The 16,371-nt window shown below is 72.8% G+C and carries 14 protein-coding genes and 1 riboswitch; of the genes, 5 read left to right on the top strand and 9 right to left on the bottom strand.

The features are described from left to right. The first annotated feature begins 156 nt into the window (after positions 1-156). Together AMK33_RS27995 and AMK33_RS27990 are read left to right on the top strand one after the other, a co-directional pair. Entirely contained in the window at positions 157-2,208 is a 2,052-nt protein-coding gene (locus tag AMK33_RS27995; protein ID WP_073935745.1) for a bifunctional glycosyltransferase 87/phosphatase PAP2 family protein, read from the top strand. A gap of 190 nt (positions 2,209-2,398) precedes the next feature. Continuing rightward, positions 2,399-3,895 carry a DUF4246 domain-containing protein gene (locus AMK33_RS27990; RefSeq protein ID WP_073935744.1) on the top strand — a complete coding sequence of 499 codons (1,497 nt, stop codon included), beginning with the start codon at positions 2,399-2,401 and terminating at the stop codon, positions 3,893-3,895. Positions 3,896-3,972: 77 nt separating this feature from the next. Here the strand turns inward: AMK33_RS27990 and AMK33_RS27985 are convergent, their stop codons facing one another. The 7 genes from AMK33_RS27985 to AMK33_RS27955 form a co-directional block, all read right to left on the bottom strand. Further along, entirely contained in the window at positions 3,973-4,392 is a 420-nt protein-coding gene (locus AMK33_RS27985) for a transglycosylase SLT domain-containing protein (RefSeq protein WP_073935743.1), read from the bottom strand. 306 nt (positions 4,393-4,698) lie between these two features. Then, on the bottom strand, positions 4,699-5,541 hold the full coding sequence (locus AMK33_RS27980; RefSeq protein ID WP_073935742.1) for an ECF transporter S component: 843 nt from the start codon (positions 5,539-5,541) through the stop codon (positions 4,699-4,701). After that, positions 5,538-7,193 carry an ABC transporter ATP-binding protein gene (locus AMK33_RS27975; RefSeq protein ID WP_073935741.1) on the bottom strand — a complete coding sequence of 552 codons (1,656 nt, stop codon included), beginning with the start codon at positions 7,191-7,193 and terminating at the stop codon, positions 5,538-5,540. The genes AMK33_RS27980 and AMK33_RS27975 overlap by 4 nt, the downstream gene beginning before the upstream one ends. Further along, on the bottom strand, positions 7,190-8,242 hold the full coding sequence (locus AMK33_RS27970) for an energy-coupling factor transporter transmembrane component T (protein WP_073935803.1): 1,053 nt from the start codon (positions 8,240-8,242) through the stop codon (positions 7,190-7,192). Before AMK33_RS27970 ends, AMK33_RS27975 begins: the two co-directional genes overlap by 4 nt. Before the next feature lie 274 nt (positions 8,243-8,516). Continuing rightward, on the bottom strand, positions 8,517-9,155 hold the full coding sequence (locus AMK33_RS27965; RefSeq protein WP_073935740.1) for an SCO2322 family protein: 639 nt from the start codon (positions 9,153-9,155) through the stop codon (positions 8,517-8,519). Continuing rightward, on the bottom strand, positions 9,152-10,369 hold the full coding sequence (locus AMK33_RS27960) for a prenyltransferase/squalene oxidase repeat-containing protein (protein ID WP_073935739.1): 1,218 nt from the start codon (positions 10,367-10,369) through the stop codon (positions 9,152-9,154). The genes AMK33_RS27965 and AMK33_RS27960 overlap by 4 nt, the downstream gene beginning before the upstream one ends. Positions 10,370-10,513: 144 nt before the next feature. Then, positions 10,514-10,571, bottom strand: a riboswitch (cobalamin riboswitch). A gap of 147 nt (positions 10,572-10,718) precedes the next feature. After that, positions 10,719-11,408 carry a TetR family transcriptional regulator gene (locus tag AMK33_RS27955; RefSeq protein WP_073935738.1) on the bottom strand — a complete coding sequence of 230 codons (690 nt, stop codon included), beginning with the start codon at positions 11,406-11,408 and terminating at the stop codon, positions 10,719-10,721. Between the two features lie 206 nt (positions 11,409-11,614). Here AMK33_RS27955 and AMK33_RS27950 point away from each other — a divergent pair, with 206 nt between their 5' ends. Genes AMK33_RS27950 through AMK33_RS27940 form a run of 3 tightly spaced genes read left to right on the top strand, consistent with a single transcriptional unit; the run spans position 11,615 to position 14,996 of the window. Further along, a complete protein-coding gene (locus AMK33_RS27950) occupies positions 11,615-13,171 on the top strand; it encodes a glycosyltransferase family 4 protein (RefSeq protein WP_073935737.1) in 1,557 nt (518 codons plus the stop codon). Continuing rightward, entirely contained in the window at positions 13,165-13,923 is a 759-nt protein-coding gene (locus tag AMK33_RS27945; RefSeq protein ID WP_073935736.1) for a class I SAM-dependent methyltransferase, read from the top strand. Before AMK33_RS27950 ends, AMK33_RS27945 begins: the two co-directional genes overlap by 7 nt. After that, on the top strand, positions 13,920-14,996 hold the full coding sequence (locus AMK33_RS27940) for a prenyltransferase (protein WP_073935735.1): 1,077 nt from the start codon (positions 13,920-13,922) through the stop codon (positions 14,994-14,996). Before AMK33_RS27945 ends, AMK33_RS27940 begins: the two co-directional genes overlap by 4 nt. A 200-nt stretch (positions 14,997-15,196) precedes the next feature. On the opposite strand, the gene AMK33_RS27930 is transcribed toward AMK33_RS27940, so the two are convergent. Further along, positions 15,197-15,490: a hypothetical protein gene (locus AMK33_RS27930; protein ID WP_073935733.1), complete on the bottom strand. Its 294-nt coding sequence runs from the start codon at positions 15,488-15,490 to the stop codon at positions 15,197-15,199. Between the two features lie 73 nt (positions 15,491-15,563). Then, positions 15,564-16,346 carry a DUF2249 domain-containing protein gene (locus AMK33_RS27925; RefSeq protein WP_073935732.1) on the bottom strand — a complete coding sequence of 261 codons (783 nt, stop codon included), beginning with the start codon at positions 16,344-16,346 and terminating at the stop codon, positions 15,564-15,566. Positions 16,347-16,371: the final 25 nt, after the last annotated feature.

The following is a 16,371-nucleotide window of genomic DNA, read 5'->3' as shown; positions in this document are numbered from 1 at the left end:
CGGACTATCGTCATCCGGACAAAAGTGAGAATGACGTCAGGTGGGGCCGCGGTTTCCCGCGTCTCTGTCCAGGGGCGGGCGAGCCCCACCGGGTTCGCGAGCGAATCCCCACGCACGGGACGCGCGGAGCGGAACGGGGCGGGAGGTCGGCGAGGCGTGGCGAACGCGGAGCGCAGTGAGCGACCGGCGGAGGCTCTCGGGGCGACAGCCGCCGGCGGCACCCGGGCACGGCTGCGCGCCGCGCGCCTGGCCCTGTGGCTGCTGGCCACCGTCCTCGCCGCACGCCAGGTCGCCGTCGTCCTCACCACACCGAGCGGGGAACGGCTGACCGCCCTGGAGACCTGGGTGGGCCCCGAGGGCGTCCTGCACGTCAGCGGCTCCCTCTACGACTCCACCCGGTTCACCGGCACCCCCTTCAGCGGGCTCGTCCTCAAACCCCTCACCCGCCCCGCCGAACAGGCCCTCGGCTGGGGCTGGACCTTCGGCACCCTGCTCCTGGTCGTCGCCCTCGGACTGACCGCCGCCCGCGCCCTGCCCCAGCCGGTCGGCCGCCGCACCGCGCTCCTCGCCGGGCCCGTCGCCATCAGCCTGCTCATGCTGTCCCTGCCGGTGCGCAGCACCCTCTGGCTCGGCCAGACCAGCATCATCCCGGTCCTGCTCGTCCTGCTGGGCTGCTTCGTCGCGCGGGGACAGCGCGTCAGTGGCGTACTGACCGGTGCCGCCGCCGCCCTCCAGCCCACCCTCCTCCTCTTCGCCCCGCTGCTGTGGTTCACCGGCCGCCGCCGGGCCGCCGCCGCCACGGGCGTCACCTTCGCCACGGCCACCGCGCTCGCCTGGGCCGCGATGCCGCGCGACTCCCACACCTACTGGGTGCACCACCTGGCGGGCACCGGCCTCGGCGGCCCCGCCGACGACCTCGCCAACCAGTCCCTGCACGGCGCCCTGCTCCGCCTCGGACTCCGGGGCCCGCTGGAGATCGGCCTCTTCCTGCTGCTCGGCGCCGCGGTCGTGACCCTCGCCCTGCGCCGCGCGGTGCGCTACGCCCACGACGGCCAGCTCCTGCTCGCGGTCGCCGTCACCGGCTGCGCCGCCATCGTGGTCGCCCCGACCGCGTGGCAGCACCAACTGCTGTGGGTGCTGCTCGCCGCCGTCGGCCGGGCCGGCAGACGCGCCCGCGACCGCCTGGTGTGGCCCGTCGCCGTCGTCCTGGTGATGACGCTGCCGGCGAAGACGATGCTGCCGAACATGGCGTTCCTGCACCCGCTGCGCGACAACACCGTCCTCCTGGCCGCCCTGGCCGCCGCCACCGCGGTCCCCTTCCTCTCCCGCGGCTCGCCGTACTTCCGCGCCCCGGTCCCGACCCCGTACGCCCCGCCCGTCCCGGCCCGCTTCGGGTTCGTCCCGCTGCTGCCGTTCCTGCGCCGGGTGCTCATCCGCCCGAACCTCCTGCTCGAGATCCTGCTGATCCGCGTCACCTACACCGCGTACGCCCAGGTCCGCCTCGCCGTGACCGGTGGCAGCAACTCGGCGGGCCGCGTCCGCGCCGAGGAACACGGACAGCAGATCCTCGACCTCGAACGCCTGCTCCACATGGACATCGAGCACGCCGTCAACCACGCCGTGGTGAAGATCGGCTGGCTGCGGGAGTTCTTCGACTTCTACTACACGTCGTTCCACTTCGTCGTCCCGCTGACCGTCCTCGGCCTGCTGTACTGGCGCCGCCCCGTCGACTACCGCTGGGCCCGCGCGAGCCTGGGCTTCGCCACCCTCCTCGCCCTGGTCGGCTTCTGGCTCTACCCGCTCGCCCCGCCCCGTCTGATGCCCGGCCTCGGCATCGTCGACACGGTCCACGGCGTCCAGGACTTCACCCAGCCCGACTACGGCACCCTCACCCGCCTCACCAACCAGTACGCGGCGATGCCGTCGCTGCACTTCGGCTGGTCCCTGTGGTGCGGACTGGTGATCGCGGTCATCGCGCCGAAGCCGTGGATGAAGGCCCTCGGTCTCCTCCACCCCCTGTTCACGGCCTCCGCGATCGTCACCACCGGCAACCACTGGATCCTGGACGCGGCCGGCGGCGCGGTCGTCGTCGGCGCCGGCTTCGGACTGACGTACCTGCTCCAGGGCCCGCGCGCCCGTACGGTCGTGGCCGCCGCCGAGCTCGGCAGCGAGCCGTCGACGCCGGCGAAGGACCGTACTCCGGGCTGATCCGGTACCCGTCGGCCGCCTTCACCCGCACCCCGCCCGACAGCCGCGGCGACAGCAGGGCACAGCGCCGGTCCCTCTCCTGGTCGCGAACCGGTGGTCGCGAACCGGGCAGCACGCGACCACGGCTGCGGTGTCAGTCCGCTGAAGTATTCTTCCCGCCACCGCACACCGACCGTGAGGACCAAGAGAATTGACCGGCCTGTCCGCTTTCCCGCTGCCCTTTCACGCTTCCCGTTCCATATCGTTCGCGAAGCCCCGGACACTGCGGGAACTTGAGATGATGCGGTGCAGCTCGCACATCCGGGCGAAGCCGGAGTGGTTCGACAAGATGAACGACGCCGACATCGTCGCCAGGTGGACGCGGGAGGCGCTCGCCCAGGGTCTCACCGAAGCGCAGGTTCGTTACGTGCTCGACGAACTCCGGCATTACGCCGCGCTGCGGGACGGGCGAACCGGCGTCGAGGTGTCCGCCGTCGACGGGGTGTGGCAGTCGGACACACTGGTCGACGACAAGCTCAGGTCCCGGTTGCGCGAGGCGGTCCGGGTTCTGGAGCAGGTCCCCGAAGCAGAGCGGGACTGGCATCCCGGATCCGACGGCCAGGTCCTGGATCTGGTGCATCCCTCACTGTTCTGCCTGGTGAGAGAGGTGAGCGGGGCGCCCGAGCGGGCTTGGCGGAACTCTACGGACCGCTACTCGAAGTACGAGTTCTCGGAGAGGTTCCAGTGGCTGCCCACGGACGTCGACGTCAATGACGACGGAGACGTCGCCTTCCGTTCGTACGTCAACAACGTCCATCCCGAGACCCATCACGAACTGGCCTCCGTCCTGCCGGACCTGTTCGCGCGCTTCCGCCCGCTGCTGGAGAACGTGCTCACCGATCTGCGCCACCCGCGCCCCCTGCGGATCAAGGCCGACCCCTACTCCTGGTACGACGAGGACCCGAACGAGCCGGTCGAACCCGACGACGATGACGACGAGGCCTACGACGCGTACGAAACGGCCATGGACGAGTGGTGGGAGAACCGCCGCCCGGTCGTCCCGGACGCCCCGGACTTCACCCCGCCCGAGCCGCCCGACGACTCCGACCGGGTCGACCTGCGCGGCCGTCGTCTCCAGGTCATCGTCAAGCTCGCCACCATTCACCTCACCCCGGACAAGCCCGAGTACCAAGGCGGCTCCTGGCATGTCGAGGGGATGCTGAACGAGCGGATCGTCTCGACCGGCATCTACTACTGGGACAGCGAGAACATCACCGAGAGCCGGCTGAGTTTCCGGGCGGCGCTCGACGACCCGCGCTACGAGCAGAACGACGACAACGGCATGCGCGAGGTCTACGGCCTGGAGAACGAGGACGCGCTGAACCAGGTGCTGGGATCGGCGTCGACGCCGACGGGCCGCTGCCTGGCGTTCCCGAACGTCCTGCAGCACCGCGTCGGCTCGTTCCGCCTCGCGGACCCCACCCGCCCTGGACATCGCAAGATTCTCGCGTTCTTCCTGGTCGACCCGTCGGAAAAGATCGTCTCGACCTCCGATGTGCCACCGCAGCAACCGTGGTCCGACACCTCGACCATGACGCTCGAACAGGCCAAGGGCTACCGCGAAGAACTCATGCGGGAACGCAAGTTCTTCGTCGACGAACACAACGAGCAGCTCTACGAGCGGGAATTCTCCCTCTGCGAGCACTGAGGACCGAGGCGGGATGACGAAGGCGGCGGCCCCGGGGATCGTGGGGTCGCCGCCTTCGGTATGGGGGTGTGGTGCTGTCAGTACCAGTGGTTGGCCTGCCAGAAGGACCAGGCGTCGCAGGCGCTGCCGTAGCGGTCCTTCATGTAGTCCAGACCCCACTTGATCTGGGTGGCGGGGTTGGTCTTCCAGTCGGAGCCGGCCGAGGCCATCTTGGAGGCGGGCAGGGCCTGGACCAGGCCGTAGGCGCCGCTGGAGGCGTTGGTGGCGCTGGGGTTCCAGCTGCTCTCGTGCTGGACGATCTTCGAGAAGCACTGGAACTCGGCCGAGTTGCCGATCATCTTCTTCGCGGTCGCCTGGGCCGAGGAAGCGCTCGTCGTGGTCGCGGCCTGGGCGGGCGCGGCGGCGATCAGGGTGCCGCAGGTGGCGGCCGCGAGGGCGGCGCCGGCGAGGGCCTTCTTCGGGGTGGCGACGGTGCGGAGGAGGTAAGCGGCGGACACAGGCGGCCTTTCGGTCGGGAGCTGGGAGGTCGCCGTACGCCCGGTGCCGTACGGATGTCGTGCGGCGGGGGCATGTGTCGGCGCCGCGACCCGTGAGGGACGTCGGCGCCTGGCGACCGCTCCACGGAAACAAATCCCGGCATTGCTCGCAAAGGTCCCTTTTACTAAGCGCGGTCGCAGTGGGGGACGGGGTATGGGGGTGTTCGCGGCAGCGCTCGCGGGGAGCCCGGCTACGGCCCTGCTTCGTATGTGACCCGGGTCATGTGGGGTCCTTCACCCACTCGTTCACGGGGCGCGAGCGGCTGCTCACCGAGTGGTGTCCGTGAAGGCGACCGGCGCCTCGAAGGCCGCCCGGCGGGTGGCGCGGCGCAGGGCCTTCAGGACAGGGGTGCCGAGGGTGAGGGTCAGGGCGACCGTGACCAGGGCCCTGCCCAGGTCCCAGCCGAGGGACGTGGCCAGGCAGTACGCCAGGAAACGGGCCAGGTTGGCGGGGAGCGACGCGTCGGGGGAGAAGGAGATGTTCGAGGCCAGGGCGGACATGAAGGGCCAGCCCGCCATGTTCATCACCGTGCCGTAGGCGAAGGCCGCCAGGAAGCCGTACACCGCGAGCAGGCAGAGCTCCGCGCGCCCGCGCAGCCGGTCGGCGCCCGGCAGCAGGGCCGCGCCCATCGTGAACCAGCCCATCGACAGCATCTGGAACGGCAGCCAGGGGCCGACACCACCGGTGAGCAGGGCGGACGCGAACATCGTCACCGAGCCGAGGACGAAGCCGAAGCCCGGGCCGAGGACCCGGCCGCTGAGGACCATGAGGAAGAACATGGGCTCCAGGCCGGCCGTGCCCGCGCCGATGGGGCGCAGGGCCGCGCCCGTCGCCGCGAGGACGCCGAGCATCGCCACCGACTTCGGGCCCAGGCCCGATTCCGAGATCGTCGCCGCCACGACCGCCACCAGCAGGACGAGGAGGCCCGCGAAGAGCCACGGTGCGTCCTGGGCGTGGGCGTTCACGGAGGAGTCGGGCGGGGCGAGGAAGGGCCAGCCGACGCCCGCCACGCCCACCGCGCTCACCAGGGCGAGGGCCGCCCATGAGCGGGGGCCCAGGCGGACGGCCCGGGTCTGGCGCTGGGTGGGCGTGCTTTCGGCGGCGGTCATCGCAGTGCCTCCCGGACCTGGGAGACCGTGAGCCAGTGCTGCGGGGCGAGGATCTTCGCCACCTGCGGGGCGAAGGACGGGGACGTCACGACCACCTCCGCCGCCGGGCCGTCCGCGATCACCTCGCCCTCGGCGAGCAGGACCACCCGGTGGGCGAGTTCCGCCGCCAGTTCCACGTCGTGCGTGGCCATGACGATCGCGTGGCCCTCGGCGGCCAGTCCGCGCAGGATCGTCACCAGGCGGGCCTTCGCCGCGTAGTCCAGGCCGCGGGTCGGCTCGTCGAGGAGGAGCAGGGGCGGGCGCGCGGTCAGGACGACCGCCAGGGCGAGGGTCAGGCGCTGCCCCTCGGACAGGTCACGGGGGTGGGTGTCGTCGGCCACCGAGGGGAGCAGCTCCGTCAGCAGGGCGCGGCAGGTGCCCGGCTCGGCGCCCGCGTCCTCGTCGGCGGCCGCGCACTCCGCCGCGACCGTGTCGGCGTACAGGAGGTCACGGGGTTCCTGCGGGACCAGTCCGACGCGGCGGACCAGGTCGCGGGGGCGGGTGCGGTGGGGGACCGCGCCGCCGGTGCGGACCGAGCCCGAGGAGGGGGCGACCAGGCCCACGAGCGCGCTGAGCAGCGTCGACTTCCCGGCGCCGTTGCGGCCCATGAGGGCGATCGTCTCGCCGGGGACGACGGCCAGGTCGACCCCGCGCAGGGCCTGGACGCGGTCGCGGCGGACCGCGAGGGAGCGGACCTCGGCCACGTGGGCGGGAGCCGGGGTGTCGGGCTTCCTGCGCGGGAACAGGCGTCTGGTGGCGGTCGGCGGCGGCGCGGGCTCATGGGCGGGCGGTCGCCTGTCGGCGAGGCGGTCGCGCAACGGGCCCGCCCTGCGTCGGGCGTCGCGGACCGTCAGGGGGAGGGGGGACCAGCCGGCCAGGCGGCCCAGGCCGACCACCGGGGGGTGGACGGGGGAGACCGCCATCACCTCCGACGGGGTGCCGAGCCACGGCCGCTCGCCGGGGCCCGGCAGCAGGGCCACCTGGTCGGCGTACTGGATGACGCGTTCCAGGCGGTGCTCGGCCATGAGGACGGTGGTGCCCAGGTCGTGGACCAGGCGTTGGAGGACCGCGAGGACCTCCTCGGCCGCCGCGGGGTCGAGTGCGGAGGTCGGTTCGTCGAGGACCAGGACCCGGGGGTGCGGGGTGAGGACCGAGCCGATCGCCACGCGCTGCCGCTGGCCGCCGGAGAGGGTGGCGATGGGGCGGTTGCGGAGATCGGCGAGGCCGAGGAGGTCCAGGGTCTCCTCGACCCTGCGGCGCATCACGGCCGGGGGGACGCCCAGCGACTCCATGCCGTAGGCGAGTTCGTCCTCGACCGTGTCCGTCACGAAGTGGGAGAGCGGGTCCTGGCCGACCGTCCCCACGACGTCGGCGAGTTCGCGCGGCTTGTGGGTACGGGTGTCACGGCCGGCGACCGTGACCCTGCCGTGCAGGGTGCCGCCGGTGAAGTGCGGGACCAGGCCGCTCACCGCGCCCAGCACCGTCGACTTGCCTACGCCGGACGGGCCGACGAGCAGGACCAGTTCGCCCTCGGGGACCTCGAAGTCGACGCCGTGGACGGCGGGTTCGGGTGCGCCGTCGTACGTCACCGACACGTTCTCGAAGCGGATCACGTCGTCGGCTCCTTGCGGGTGTCCGTGCGCTTGGGCTCGGGGGCGGGGGTGATGAAGGCGGGGAGCAGGCCGATCAGGACGGCCGCCGCCGGCCACAGGGGGAGCGTGGGCGCGACGAGCGGGACCACGCCGGGGTGCAGGGCCGCCGGGTCGCGGGAGGCGGCGAGGGTGAGGAGGGCGGCCACGGCGACTCCGGACGCCGTGACCAGCCAGGCGCGGATGTCCCAGGGGTCCGGGCGGTAGCGGGTGCGCAGGGTGCGCCGGCCGCCGAGCCACAGGCCCGCGAGGGCGGCGGCGACACCGGCGAGGAGGACGGGCAGGCCGTAGGTGCCGCCCTCGGCGGTGAGCAGTCCGTACGTTCCGGCGCAGACGCCGAGCAGACCGCCGAGGGTGAGGGCGGCGGTGGTACGGCGGACGGCGGGAGGTACCTGGGCGGTACGGCCGTATCCGCGGGCGTCCATCGCGGCGGCGAGGGCGACCGAGCGCTCCAACGCGCCCTCCAGGACCGGGAGTCCGACCTGGAGCAGGCCGCGTATGCCCTTGTCGTGCCGGCCCCGCAGCCGGCGGGCGGCGCGCAGGCGCTGGACGTCGGCGATCAGGTGGGGCGCGAAGGTGAGGGCCACGACGACGGCCACGCCGAGTTCGTACAGGGCGCCGGGGAGCGATTTGAGGAGGCGGGAGGGGTTGGCGAGGGCGTTCGCGGCGCCTACGCAGATGAGGAGGGTGGCGAGGCGGAGGGCGTCGTACAGGGCGAAGGTGAGGGCTTCGGCGGTGACCTTGCCGCCGAGGCGGATGCCCTGGGCCCAGTGGGGGAGGGGGACTTCGGGGAGGTGGATGAGGGTGTGCGTGCCGGGGATGGGGGAGCCGAGGATCACGGCGAAGGTGAGGCGGATGAGGATGACGGCCAGGGCGAGTTTGAGGAAGGCGCCGTAGGAGCGGGACCAGGGGGTGTGGGGGCGGCGGGTCGCCACGACGTAGGCGGAGACGGTGATGAGGAGGGTGAGGAGGAGGGGGTTGGTGGTGCGGGTGGCGGCTGTGCCGAGGGCCAGGGACCAGAGCCACCAGGCGCCGGGGTGGAGTTGGGAGTGCCGGTGCTGTGGCTGGGCGGGGGGTGTTGCGCGGCCCGGCGTTTGCGGGGTGCCTCCCCCACTCTCGGCTTCTCCCCCACCCTCGGCTGCGCTCGGGCGGGGGGACCCCCATGAGCGGGGGGACCCCCATCGCCCACCCGTGCCGCCCTGGGGGTACCTCCCAGGCCCTTTCGGGCTCTGGGGGAGGCACGATTGCCCGCAGTCGGGCGAGCAGGCGTGCCCGCAGCTGCGGAAGCTAGCCACGGCGGCGGGCCTGCCAGATGGCTGCTGCTCCGAGGAGGGCTACCGCGGCGATTCCGGCTATCAGGCCCACTGACGGGCCGCCCGAGTCGTCCGGCTCGGGCTTTTCCTCTGTGGGAGCGGGGGCCTTTTCCGCCGAGACCTGTTCTCCGCAGCCCTTCTTCGGGTAGCCCGCTATCGCGCAGAGCAGTGCGTTGGTGTCGTAGCGGAGGGGTTTGGCCACCGAGGCCAGGGCCTCGGCCGTGGTGGCGTCCTCGGGGACCTGGGCGCAGGCCGTGCGGCCGGCCGGCGGGGTTTCGCCGGACGGGGCGTCGGCGGGGGTGCCGAAGTCGATGACCAGGGCCACGCGTTTCCTGCCGTCGGCCGCCGGGGTCTTCGCGCAGATGGTGTCGAAGTCGGCGGTGCCGCGCGGCTTCGTCGCGTCGGCGGAGTTCTCGCTGACGGAGAAGCGGAAGCCGTGGACGTCGCCGTCGGCGGGGCGGGCGAGGGACGGGCCCTGGTTGGCGTACGCCCATGCCGTGCCGTCCTGTTCCCAGAACGACCAGTAGCGGTAGCCGGCGGCCCCCGCCTGGCCCGCTCCCGCCAGCAGGGGCAGGAGCGCGGCCAGGAACAGTACGGCGGCCCGGCGGATCACGGCTGCTGCCGCTTCGTACGGCCGCTGATCAGGAAGCCGATGCCGATGCCGGCGACCAGGCAGATGCCGATGATCCACCAGACGCCGAAGCCGGACTCGGACTCCTCGTCCTTCCTCTCGTCGGACTTGGCCACCAGGGTCTTCTCGGCGGCCGGGCCGGTCGCGCCCAGTTGCTTCACCAGGTCCGTGCCGCCGAAGTCGCGCGGGTCGGCGCCGGTCGCGTGGGCGGCGAAGATGAGCTGGGCGTAGGCGGCGGGGCCGCTCTGTGCCGCCCAGTCGGCGGCGTTCTTCTCCAGCCAGGACAGGGACTTGTCGGCCTGCTCGCCGGCGCCCTGCGCGGCGAGCGCGACCACCGCGTCGGCGGTGTTGCCGTAGTCGGGCTGGTCCTCGGCGCCGGCGAGGGCTGAGGTGAGGTGGCCGTTCTCGGCGAGTGCGCCGGTGAGGTAGGCGGCACCGTTGGCGGCGGCCTGCTCGGGGCCGTCGGCCTTCTCGCACGCCGCTTCCTCGGTGCCGTCCTTGCCGGGTTCGACGACCAGGCCCGCACCGAGCGAGCCGATGACCCCCGCCGCCGTCGCGTCCGCGTTGGCGACCAGCTCGCCCTTCTTGTCCGGCTGGAAGGCGAACGCGCCCGCGCCGTCACCCTCGCAGGGCAGCGCCAGCCTCAGCAGGGCGTCGTAGGGGGACTTGCCGTCCTTCTTCACCTCGGCAGGCTTCTCACCGGCGGCCGCGAGCGCGCCGATGACGACGGAGGTGGAGTTGGTGTCGCTGGCGCCACCCGCCACGTAGCCCCAGCCGCCGTCCTTGTTCTGCGCGGACTTCAGCCAGCCGACGGCCTTCTCCGTGACGTCGTCGTGGCCGCCGAGCGCGGCGAGGGCCTGGACGGCGGCGGCGGTCTGGTTGGTGTCGACCATCGTCTTCGCGTCGCACGCCGCGGCGGTGTCGGCGCGGTACGGGGCGAAGGAGCCGTCGGCGCACTGCTGCCCGGTGAGCCAGTCGACGGCCGCCTTCGACGGCTCGACGCCCACCGTGTGCTGGGCGAGCAGGGCGAGCGACTGGCGCCAGACGCCGTCGTACTGCGGGTCGCTGTCGCCGTACAGGGCGGAGGGGAGCGCCTGGGACGGCGACGGGGACGGGGAGGTGTCGGCGGCGGCCGGGGTGGCGGCGCCGATCACGGCGACGGCGGCCAGGACCGCTGCGCTGCGGCGAACATTCATGATCGGCGGGTGCCTTCTTCCCTGCGGGGAACCGGGCAGCGCGGGACACCCCGGCGGCTCGGCTCCGTATACCTCGACGGTGCCGGTGCCCGGCGGATCCGCCGGGCACGTGAGCCGGTCACGAACCGTGCGGGGCAGTCCGGCTCACCGCCCTGGCGGACGGTTCACGGTTGCGGGTCAGCGCCGGAATTGCACCGGCTTCCCCCCGTACGGTGTGATGACGACGCCGACACTCTACCCGCCTGCGGGGAAGGGGCCAGGGGTGGCTTCGATGAGCAGGGTCACGTCAACCGTGGGACGCGCAGCGCACCCGCGCACCCCGGAAAGGCTTCGAAGGTCTCACCGGTGATCACCGATGGCCGTCAGCGGCCGTCAGATCCATCAGGCGGCACACCGTCTCTATGTCGATCTTGACCTGGGCGATGGAGGCGCGCCCCGAGAGCCAGGTGATCAGGGTCGAGTGCCAGGTGTGCTCGATGACCCGGACGGCCGAGAGCTGCTCGGGCGTGGGATCGGTGAGCTCCATGGCGTCCAGGATGATCATCGTGGTCTGCCGGGAGACCTGGTCGACCTCCGGGCTCACGCTGCGGTCCGCGAACGTCAGGGCGCGCACCATCGCGTCGGCCAGGTGCGGCTCCCGCTGGAGCGCGCGGAAGGCCCGCATCAGGGTCTCCGCGACCCGCTCGGCCGGGGTGTCGCCGGCCGGCGGCTTCTTCCGCAGCGTGCCGTGCAGGGTCTCGAGCTGGTCCTGCATGGTCGCGACCAGGAGATGGATCTTGGACGGGAAGTAGCGGTACAGCGTGCCGAGCGCCACCTGCGAGGACTCCGCGACCTCACGCATCTGCACCGCGTCGAAGCCGCCCCGGCCGGCCAGTTGCGCGCACGCCCGCAGGATGCGGCGCCGACGCGCCTCCTGGCGTTCGGTGAGCGGTGAGGCCGGGGCGGGCCGCGCGGTGCCGGCTCCCGTCGCCGCCGCCTTGCCCGCCTTGTCCGTTGTGGCTGCCCTGGCCGCCTTGTCCCTGTTGGCTTCCGTAGGCATGGGTCCCGTCCGTGACAGTCGGTGAGGGTGGATGATCAGACAGCATGGCATGCCGTCCGTCGTGGCGTGAATCACCTGATCCACTGCTCCCAGTACCCCTACCTGCCGGTAGATTCAGATCCTCCGAACGATCAACTCTGAAACTTGTTCTAGATTAGCGTCCCGGCGTAATCTCGCGGGACAGTGCAGGGAGAAGGGGGCCCAGAGTGACCGCTGAGGCCAGTCAGGCCGGGCCCTCGCGGGGTCCCGCATCCGACGGCTTGCGACCGCTCCGCATCGCACTCCTCACCTATAAGGGAAACCCGTTCTGCGGCGGGCAGGGCGTCTACGTACGCCACCTCTCCCGCGAACTCGCCCGCCTCGGACACCGCGTCGAGGTCATCGGCGCCCAGCCGTACCCCGTCCTCGACGAGATCCACGACGGGGACCGCGGCGAGGCCTGCGGCGGCCCCACCCTCACCGAACTGCCCAGCCTCGACCTCTACCGCCAGCCGGACCCCTTCCGCACCCCGAAGCGCGACGAGTACCGGGACTGGATCGACGCGCTCGAGGTCGGCACGATGTGGACCGGCGGCTTCCCCGAGCCGCTGACGTTCTCCCTGCGCGTCCGACGTCATCTGCGCGCCCGGCGCGGCGACTTCGACGTCGTCCACGACAACCAGACCCTCGGCTACGGCCTGCTCGGCGACCTCGGCGCCCCCCTGGTGACCACCATCCACCACCCCATCACCGTCGACCGGCGGCTGGAGCTGGACGCCGCCGGGACCTGGCAGCGGCGGTACTCGGTGCGCCGTTGGTACGCCTTCACGCGGATGCAGAAGCGGGTGGCGCGGCGTCTGCCGTCCGTGCTCACCGTCTCCGGCAGTTCCCGCCAGGAGATCGTCGACGATCTCGGCGTACGGCAGGACCGTATCCACGTCGTCCACATCGGCGCCGACACCGACCTGTTCGCGCCCGATCCGTCGGTGCCGGTCGTACCGGGCCGGATCGTGACCACGTCCAGCGCGGACGTGCCGCTGAAGGGGCTGGTCCACCTCGTCGAGGCGCTGGCGAAGGTGCGGGCCGAGCAGCCCGAGGCGCACCTCGTCGTGGTCGGCAAGCGGCCCGTGGAGGGGCCGGTCGCGCAGGCCATGGAGCGGTACGGCCTCGAAGGCGCCGTCGAGTTCGTCAAGGGCATCTCGGACGCCGAACTCGTCGACCTGGTGCGGTCGGCGCAGGTCGCGTGCGTGCCGTCGCTGTACGAGGGGTTCTCGCTGCCGGCCGCCGAGGCCATGGCCACGGGCACCCCGCTGGTCGCCACCACCGGCGGGGCGATTCCCGAGGTGGCCGGCCGCGACGGGGAGACGTGTCTCGCCGTACCGCCCGGCGACGCGGGGGCGCTGGCCGCCGCGCTGACCCGGCTGCTCGGCGACCCGGAGCTGCGCGCCCGGCTCGGGGCGGCCGGACGGGAGCGGGTGCTGCGGCACTTCACCTGGGCGCGTGCGGCCCAGGGCACGGTGGCCCGCTACCGCGAGGCGATGGCGGACGCGGGCCGGGGTACGGGCGCCGCCCGCTCCGGTGCCCCGGCTGTCGACCGCGCCGGGACCCGGCCCGCGGACCGTGCCGCGGCCGGGGCCGTCGACCACCCCGCGCCCGCGACCCCCGGCCGCCCCGACGTCCCGGTCGCCGGGGACGCCGGTCCCGACACCCCCACGGACACGGCCGCCGCCGTCTCCGTGCACGCAGCCGACACCTCCGACCGCGAAAGCAGGGCCACGTGCTGACCGTCGACTTCTCCCGGTTCCCGCTCGCCCCGGGCGACCGCGTCCTGGACCTCGGCTGCGGGGCCGGCCGGCACGCCTTCGAGTGCTACCGGCGCGGCGCGCAGGTCGTGGCGCTGGACCGGAACGGCGAGGAGATCCGCGAGGTCGCCAAGTGGTTCGCGGCGATGAAGGAGGCCGGGGAGGCACCCGCCGGGGCCACCGCCACCGCCATGGAGGGCGACGCCCTCGCCCTGCCCTTCCCCGACGAGTCCTTCGACGTCGTCATCATCTCCGAGGTGATGGAGCACATCCCGGACGACAAGGGCGTCCTCGCCGAGATGGTGCGCGTGCTCAGGCCCGGCGGCCGGATCGCCGTCACCGTGCCGCGCTACGGCCCGGAGAAGGTGTGCTGGACGCTGTCCGACGCCTACCACGAGGTCGAGGGCGGCCACATCCGCATCTACAAGGCGGACGAACTGCTGGCGAAGATCCGCGAGGCGGGCCTGCGGCCGTACGGCAGTCATCACGCGCACGCGCTGCACTCGCCGTACTGGTGGCTGAAGTGCGCGTTCGGCGTGGACAACGACAAGGCGCTGCCGGTACGGGCGTACCACAAGCTGCTGGTCTGGGACATCATGAAGAAGCCGCTGGCCACCCGGGTCGCGGAGCAGGCGCTGAACCCGCTGATCGGCAAGAGCTTCGTGGCGTACGCGACCAAGCCGCACCTGCCGCGCGCCGCGGCCGGGGCCGGGGCCGAGGCGGACGCCACGTGACGACCCCCCGGACCGAACACCTGGTCCTGCCCGGGGTCCTCACGGCCGGCCAGGCCGCCGCGACCGTCGCCGGCATCCTCGCGGTGCAGCGGGAGGACGGGGCGATCCCCTGGTTCCGGGGGCACCACCTCGACCCGTGGGACCACGTCGAGGCCGCGATGGCCCTGGACACGGCGGGCGAGCACGCCGCCGCCGAACGGGCCTATCTGTGGCTGGCCCGGCACCAGTTGGCGGACGGCTCCTGGTACGCGGCCTACGCCGACGGCGACCCGCTCGACGTCACCGACCGGGGCCGGGAGACCAACTTCGTCGCCTACATCGCGGTCGGGGTGTGGCACCACTACCTCTCCACCGGCGACGACACGTTCCTGGACCGCATGTGGCCCGTGGTGTGCGCGGCGGTGGAGTTCGTGCTGCGGCTGCAGCAGCCCGGCGGGCAAATCGGCTGGCGGCGCGACGACGACGGCACGCCCACCGCGGACGCGCTGCTCACCGGCTCCTCCTCCGTCCACCACGCGCTGCGCTGCGCGCTGGCCGTCGCCGAGCAGCGCGAAGAGCCGCAGCCGGACTGGGAGTTGGCGGCGGGCGCGCTGCGGCACGCGATCCGGCACCACCCGGAGCGGTTCCTCGACAAGGACCGCTACTCCATGGACTGGTACTACCCGGTGCTCGGCGGCGCGCTCACCGGCGCGGAGGCCAAGTCCCGTATCGAGGAGGGCTGGGACCGTTTCGTCGTCCCCGGGCTCGGGGTGCGCTGTGTGGTGCCCAACCCGTGGGTGACGGGCGGCGAGTCGGCCGAACTCGCCCTGGCCCTCTGGGCGATGGGCGAGTCCGACCGCGCGCTGGAGGTGCTCCAGTCGATCCAGCACCTGCGCGATCCGGAGACCGGCCTGTACTGGACGGGCTACGTCTTCGACGACGACGCGATCTGGCCGCGCGAACTGACCACCTGGACCGCCGGTTCACTGCTCCTGGCGGTCGCCGCCCTCGGCGGCCACGAGGCCACCTGCGCGGTGTTCGGCGGCGACCACCTGCCCAGGGGGCTGGACCCCGACTGCTGCTCGCTCGCCTGAGCCGACCGGACGACCGCCTCGGTACCGGCGCAGCCGCCCGGTGACGGCGTGGCCGATGAAGAGGCGGACGACGGCGGCGAGCCCGTAGCCGGCGACCGCGCGGGCCCACGCCTCGTCGAAGGTGCTGTGTTCACTGGGGGCGCCCCCAGACCCCCGGGTCACGTGACCAGTCGGGCGTGGTGTCCGGGGCCGGGGGTGGCTCAGTACCGGCGCAGCCGTCCGGCGATGGCGTGGCCGATGAAGAGGTAGACGACGGCGGCGAGTCCGTAGCCGGCGACCACGCGGGCCCAGGCTTCGTCGAACGTGAAGAGGTCACGTGACCAGGTGGCCAGCCAGTTGGCCGCGTCGTGGACGAACTGCACCAGGTCGTTGCCCCGGTTGGCGTCCAGCAGGTACATCAGAATCCAGAGTCCGAGGATGACGGCCATGATGTCCGCGATCACCGCGACGACCGTCCCTGCGGAGTTGGAACCAGTGCGATATCGAGGGGACATACTTTCCGACTGGCCCCGGATGCCCGGTTGAAACCTGTAACGTCCGGGACCGGCACGGAAGTTCGGCGTGGGCTCAGCGGTGGGTGAGTAGCAGGCGCCACGCCTCCGGGCCGCGCTGCTGGTAGTCCACCGCGAAGACACCGGGGTGCCGGTCCTCGATCTGGCGCAGCAGCGGCAGCGGGTCGTGCGGTGCCACGAGCACCATGGCCCGCCCGGCCGGTACGGCACCGAGCGCGCCGAAGACCGTGGCGTGCCGCAGTGCGTGCGGGACTTCCCGGACGTCGAGTTCGGGCACCTCCGCGTCGTCCGATCCGCCGCAGCCGCACGTACCGCCGCAGCCGCCGCCCGTGGACTCGTCCGCGGCCTCCTCGCCGCCGCCGAGCAGTTCGCGCATGCCGCCCAGCAGGTCGGCCAGTGAGATGTCCGGGGCGCCGGCGAGCAGCGGCAGGACGAGGTCGTTCTCCTTGGCCAGGTGCTCCTCGAACAGGACCTGGAGGGCCCGGCCGTCGGCAGCCGCCCGTACGGCGGAGTCCGCCTCGCGCAGCGCGTCGACCAGGGCGGTGAGCCTGCGGTGCTCGGCGAGCATGCCGTCGATGAGGAGACGGGCCTCGGGCAGGTCGCGGGCGGCGGTGTAGAGGGTGCCTTCCTCGGCGACCGCGTGCGGGAGCAGGTCCCGGTCGCAGAAGGCGACCAGTCCGGCGCGGACCTCGTCGGCCGCGGCCGGGTCGCGGTCCGCCGCGGCGACCAGCATGGCCACCCGTCCGGCCAGCTCACCGGCCAGCTGGGCGTGATGCGCCTCGACGGCTTCGACGGCCGCCGCGTCCTTGGGGTCCGATGCGAGGGTCAGAGTGCTCATCAGGGGGCCGTTCCTTCCAGCCGTC

Origin of the sequence: Streptomyces sp. CB02400 (genome assembly GCF_001905725.1) — a bacterium.
Lineage (GTDB): Bacteria > Actinomycetota > Actinomycetes > Streptomycetales > Streptomycetaceae > Streptomyces > Streptomyces atrovirens.
This window is presented reverse-complemented; position numbering and strand designations above follow the sequence as displayed.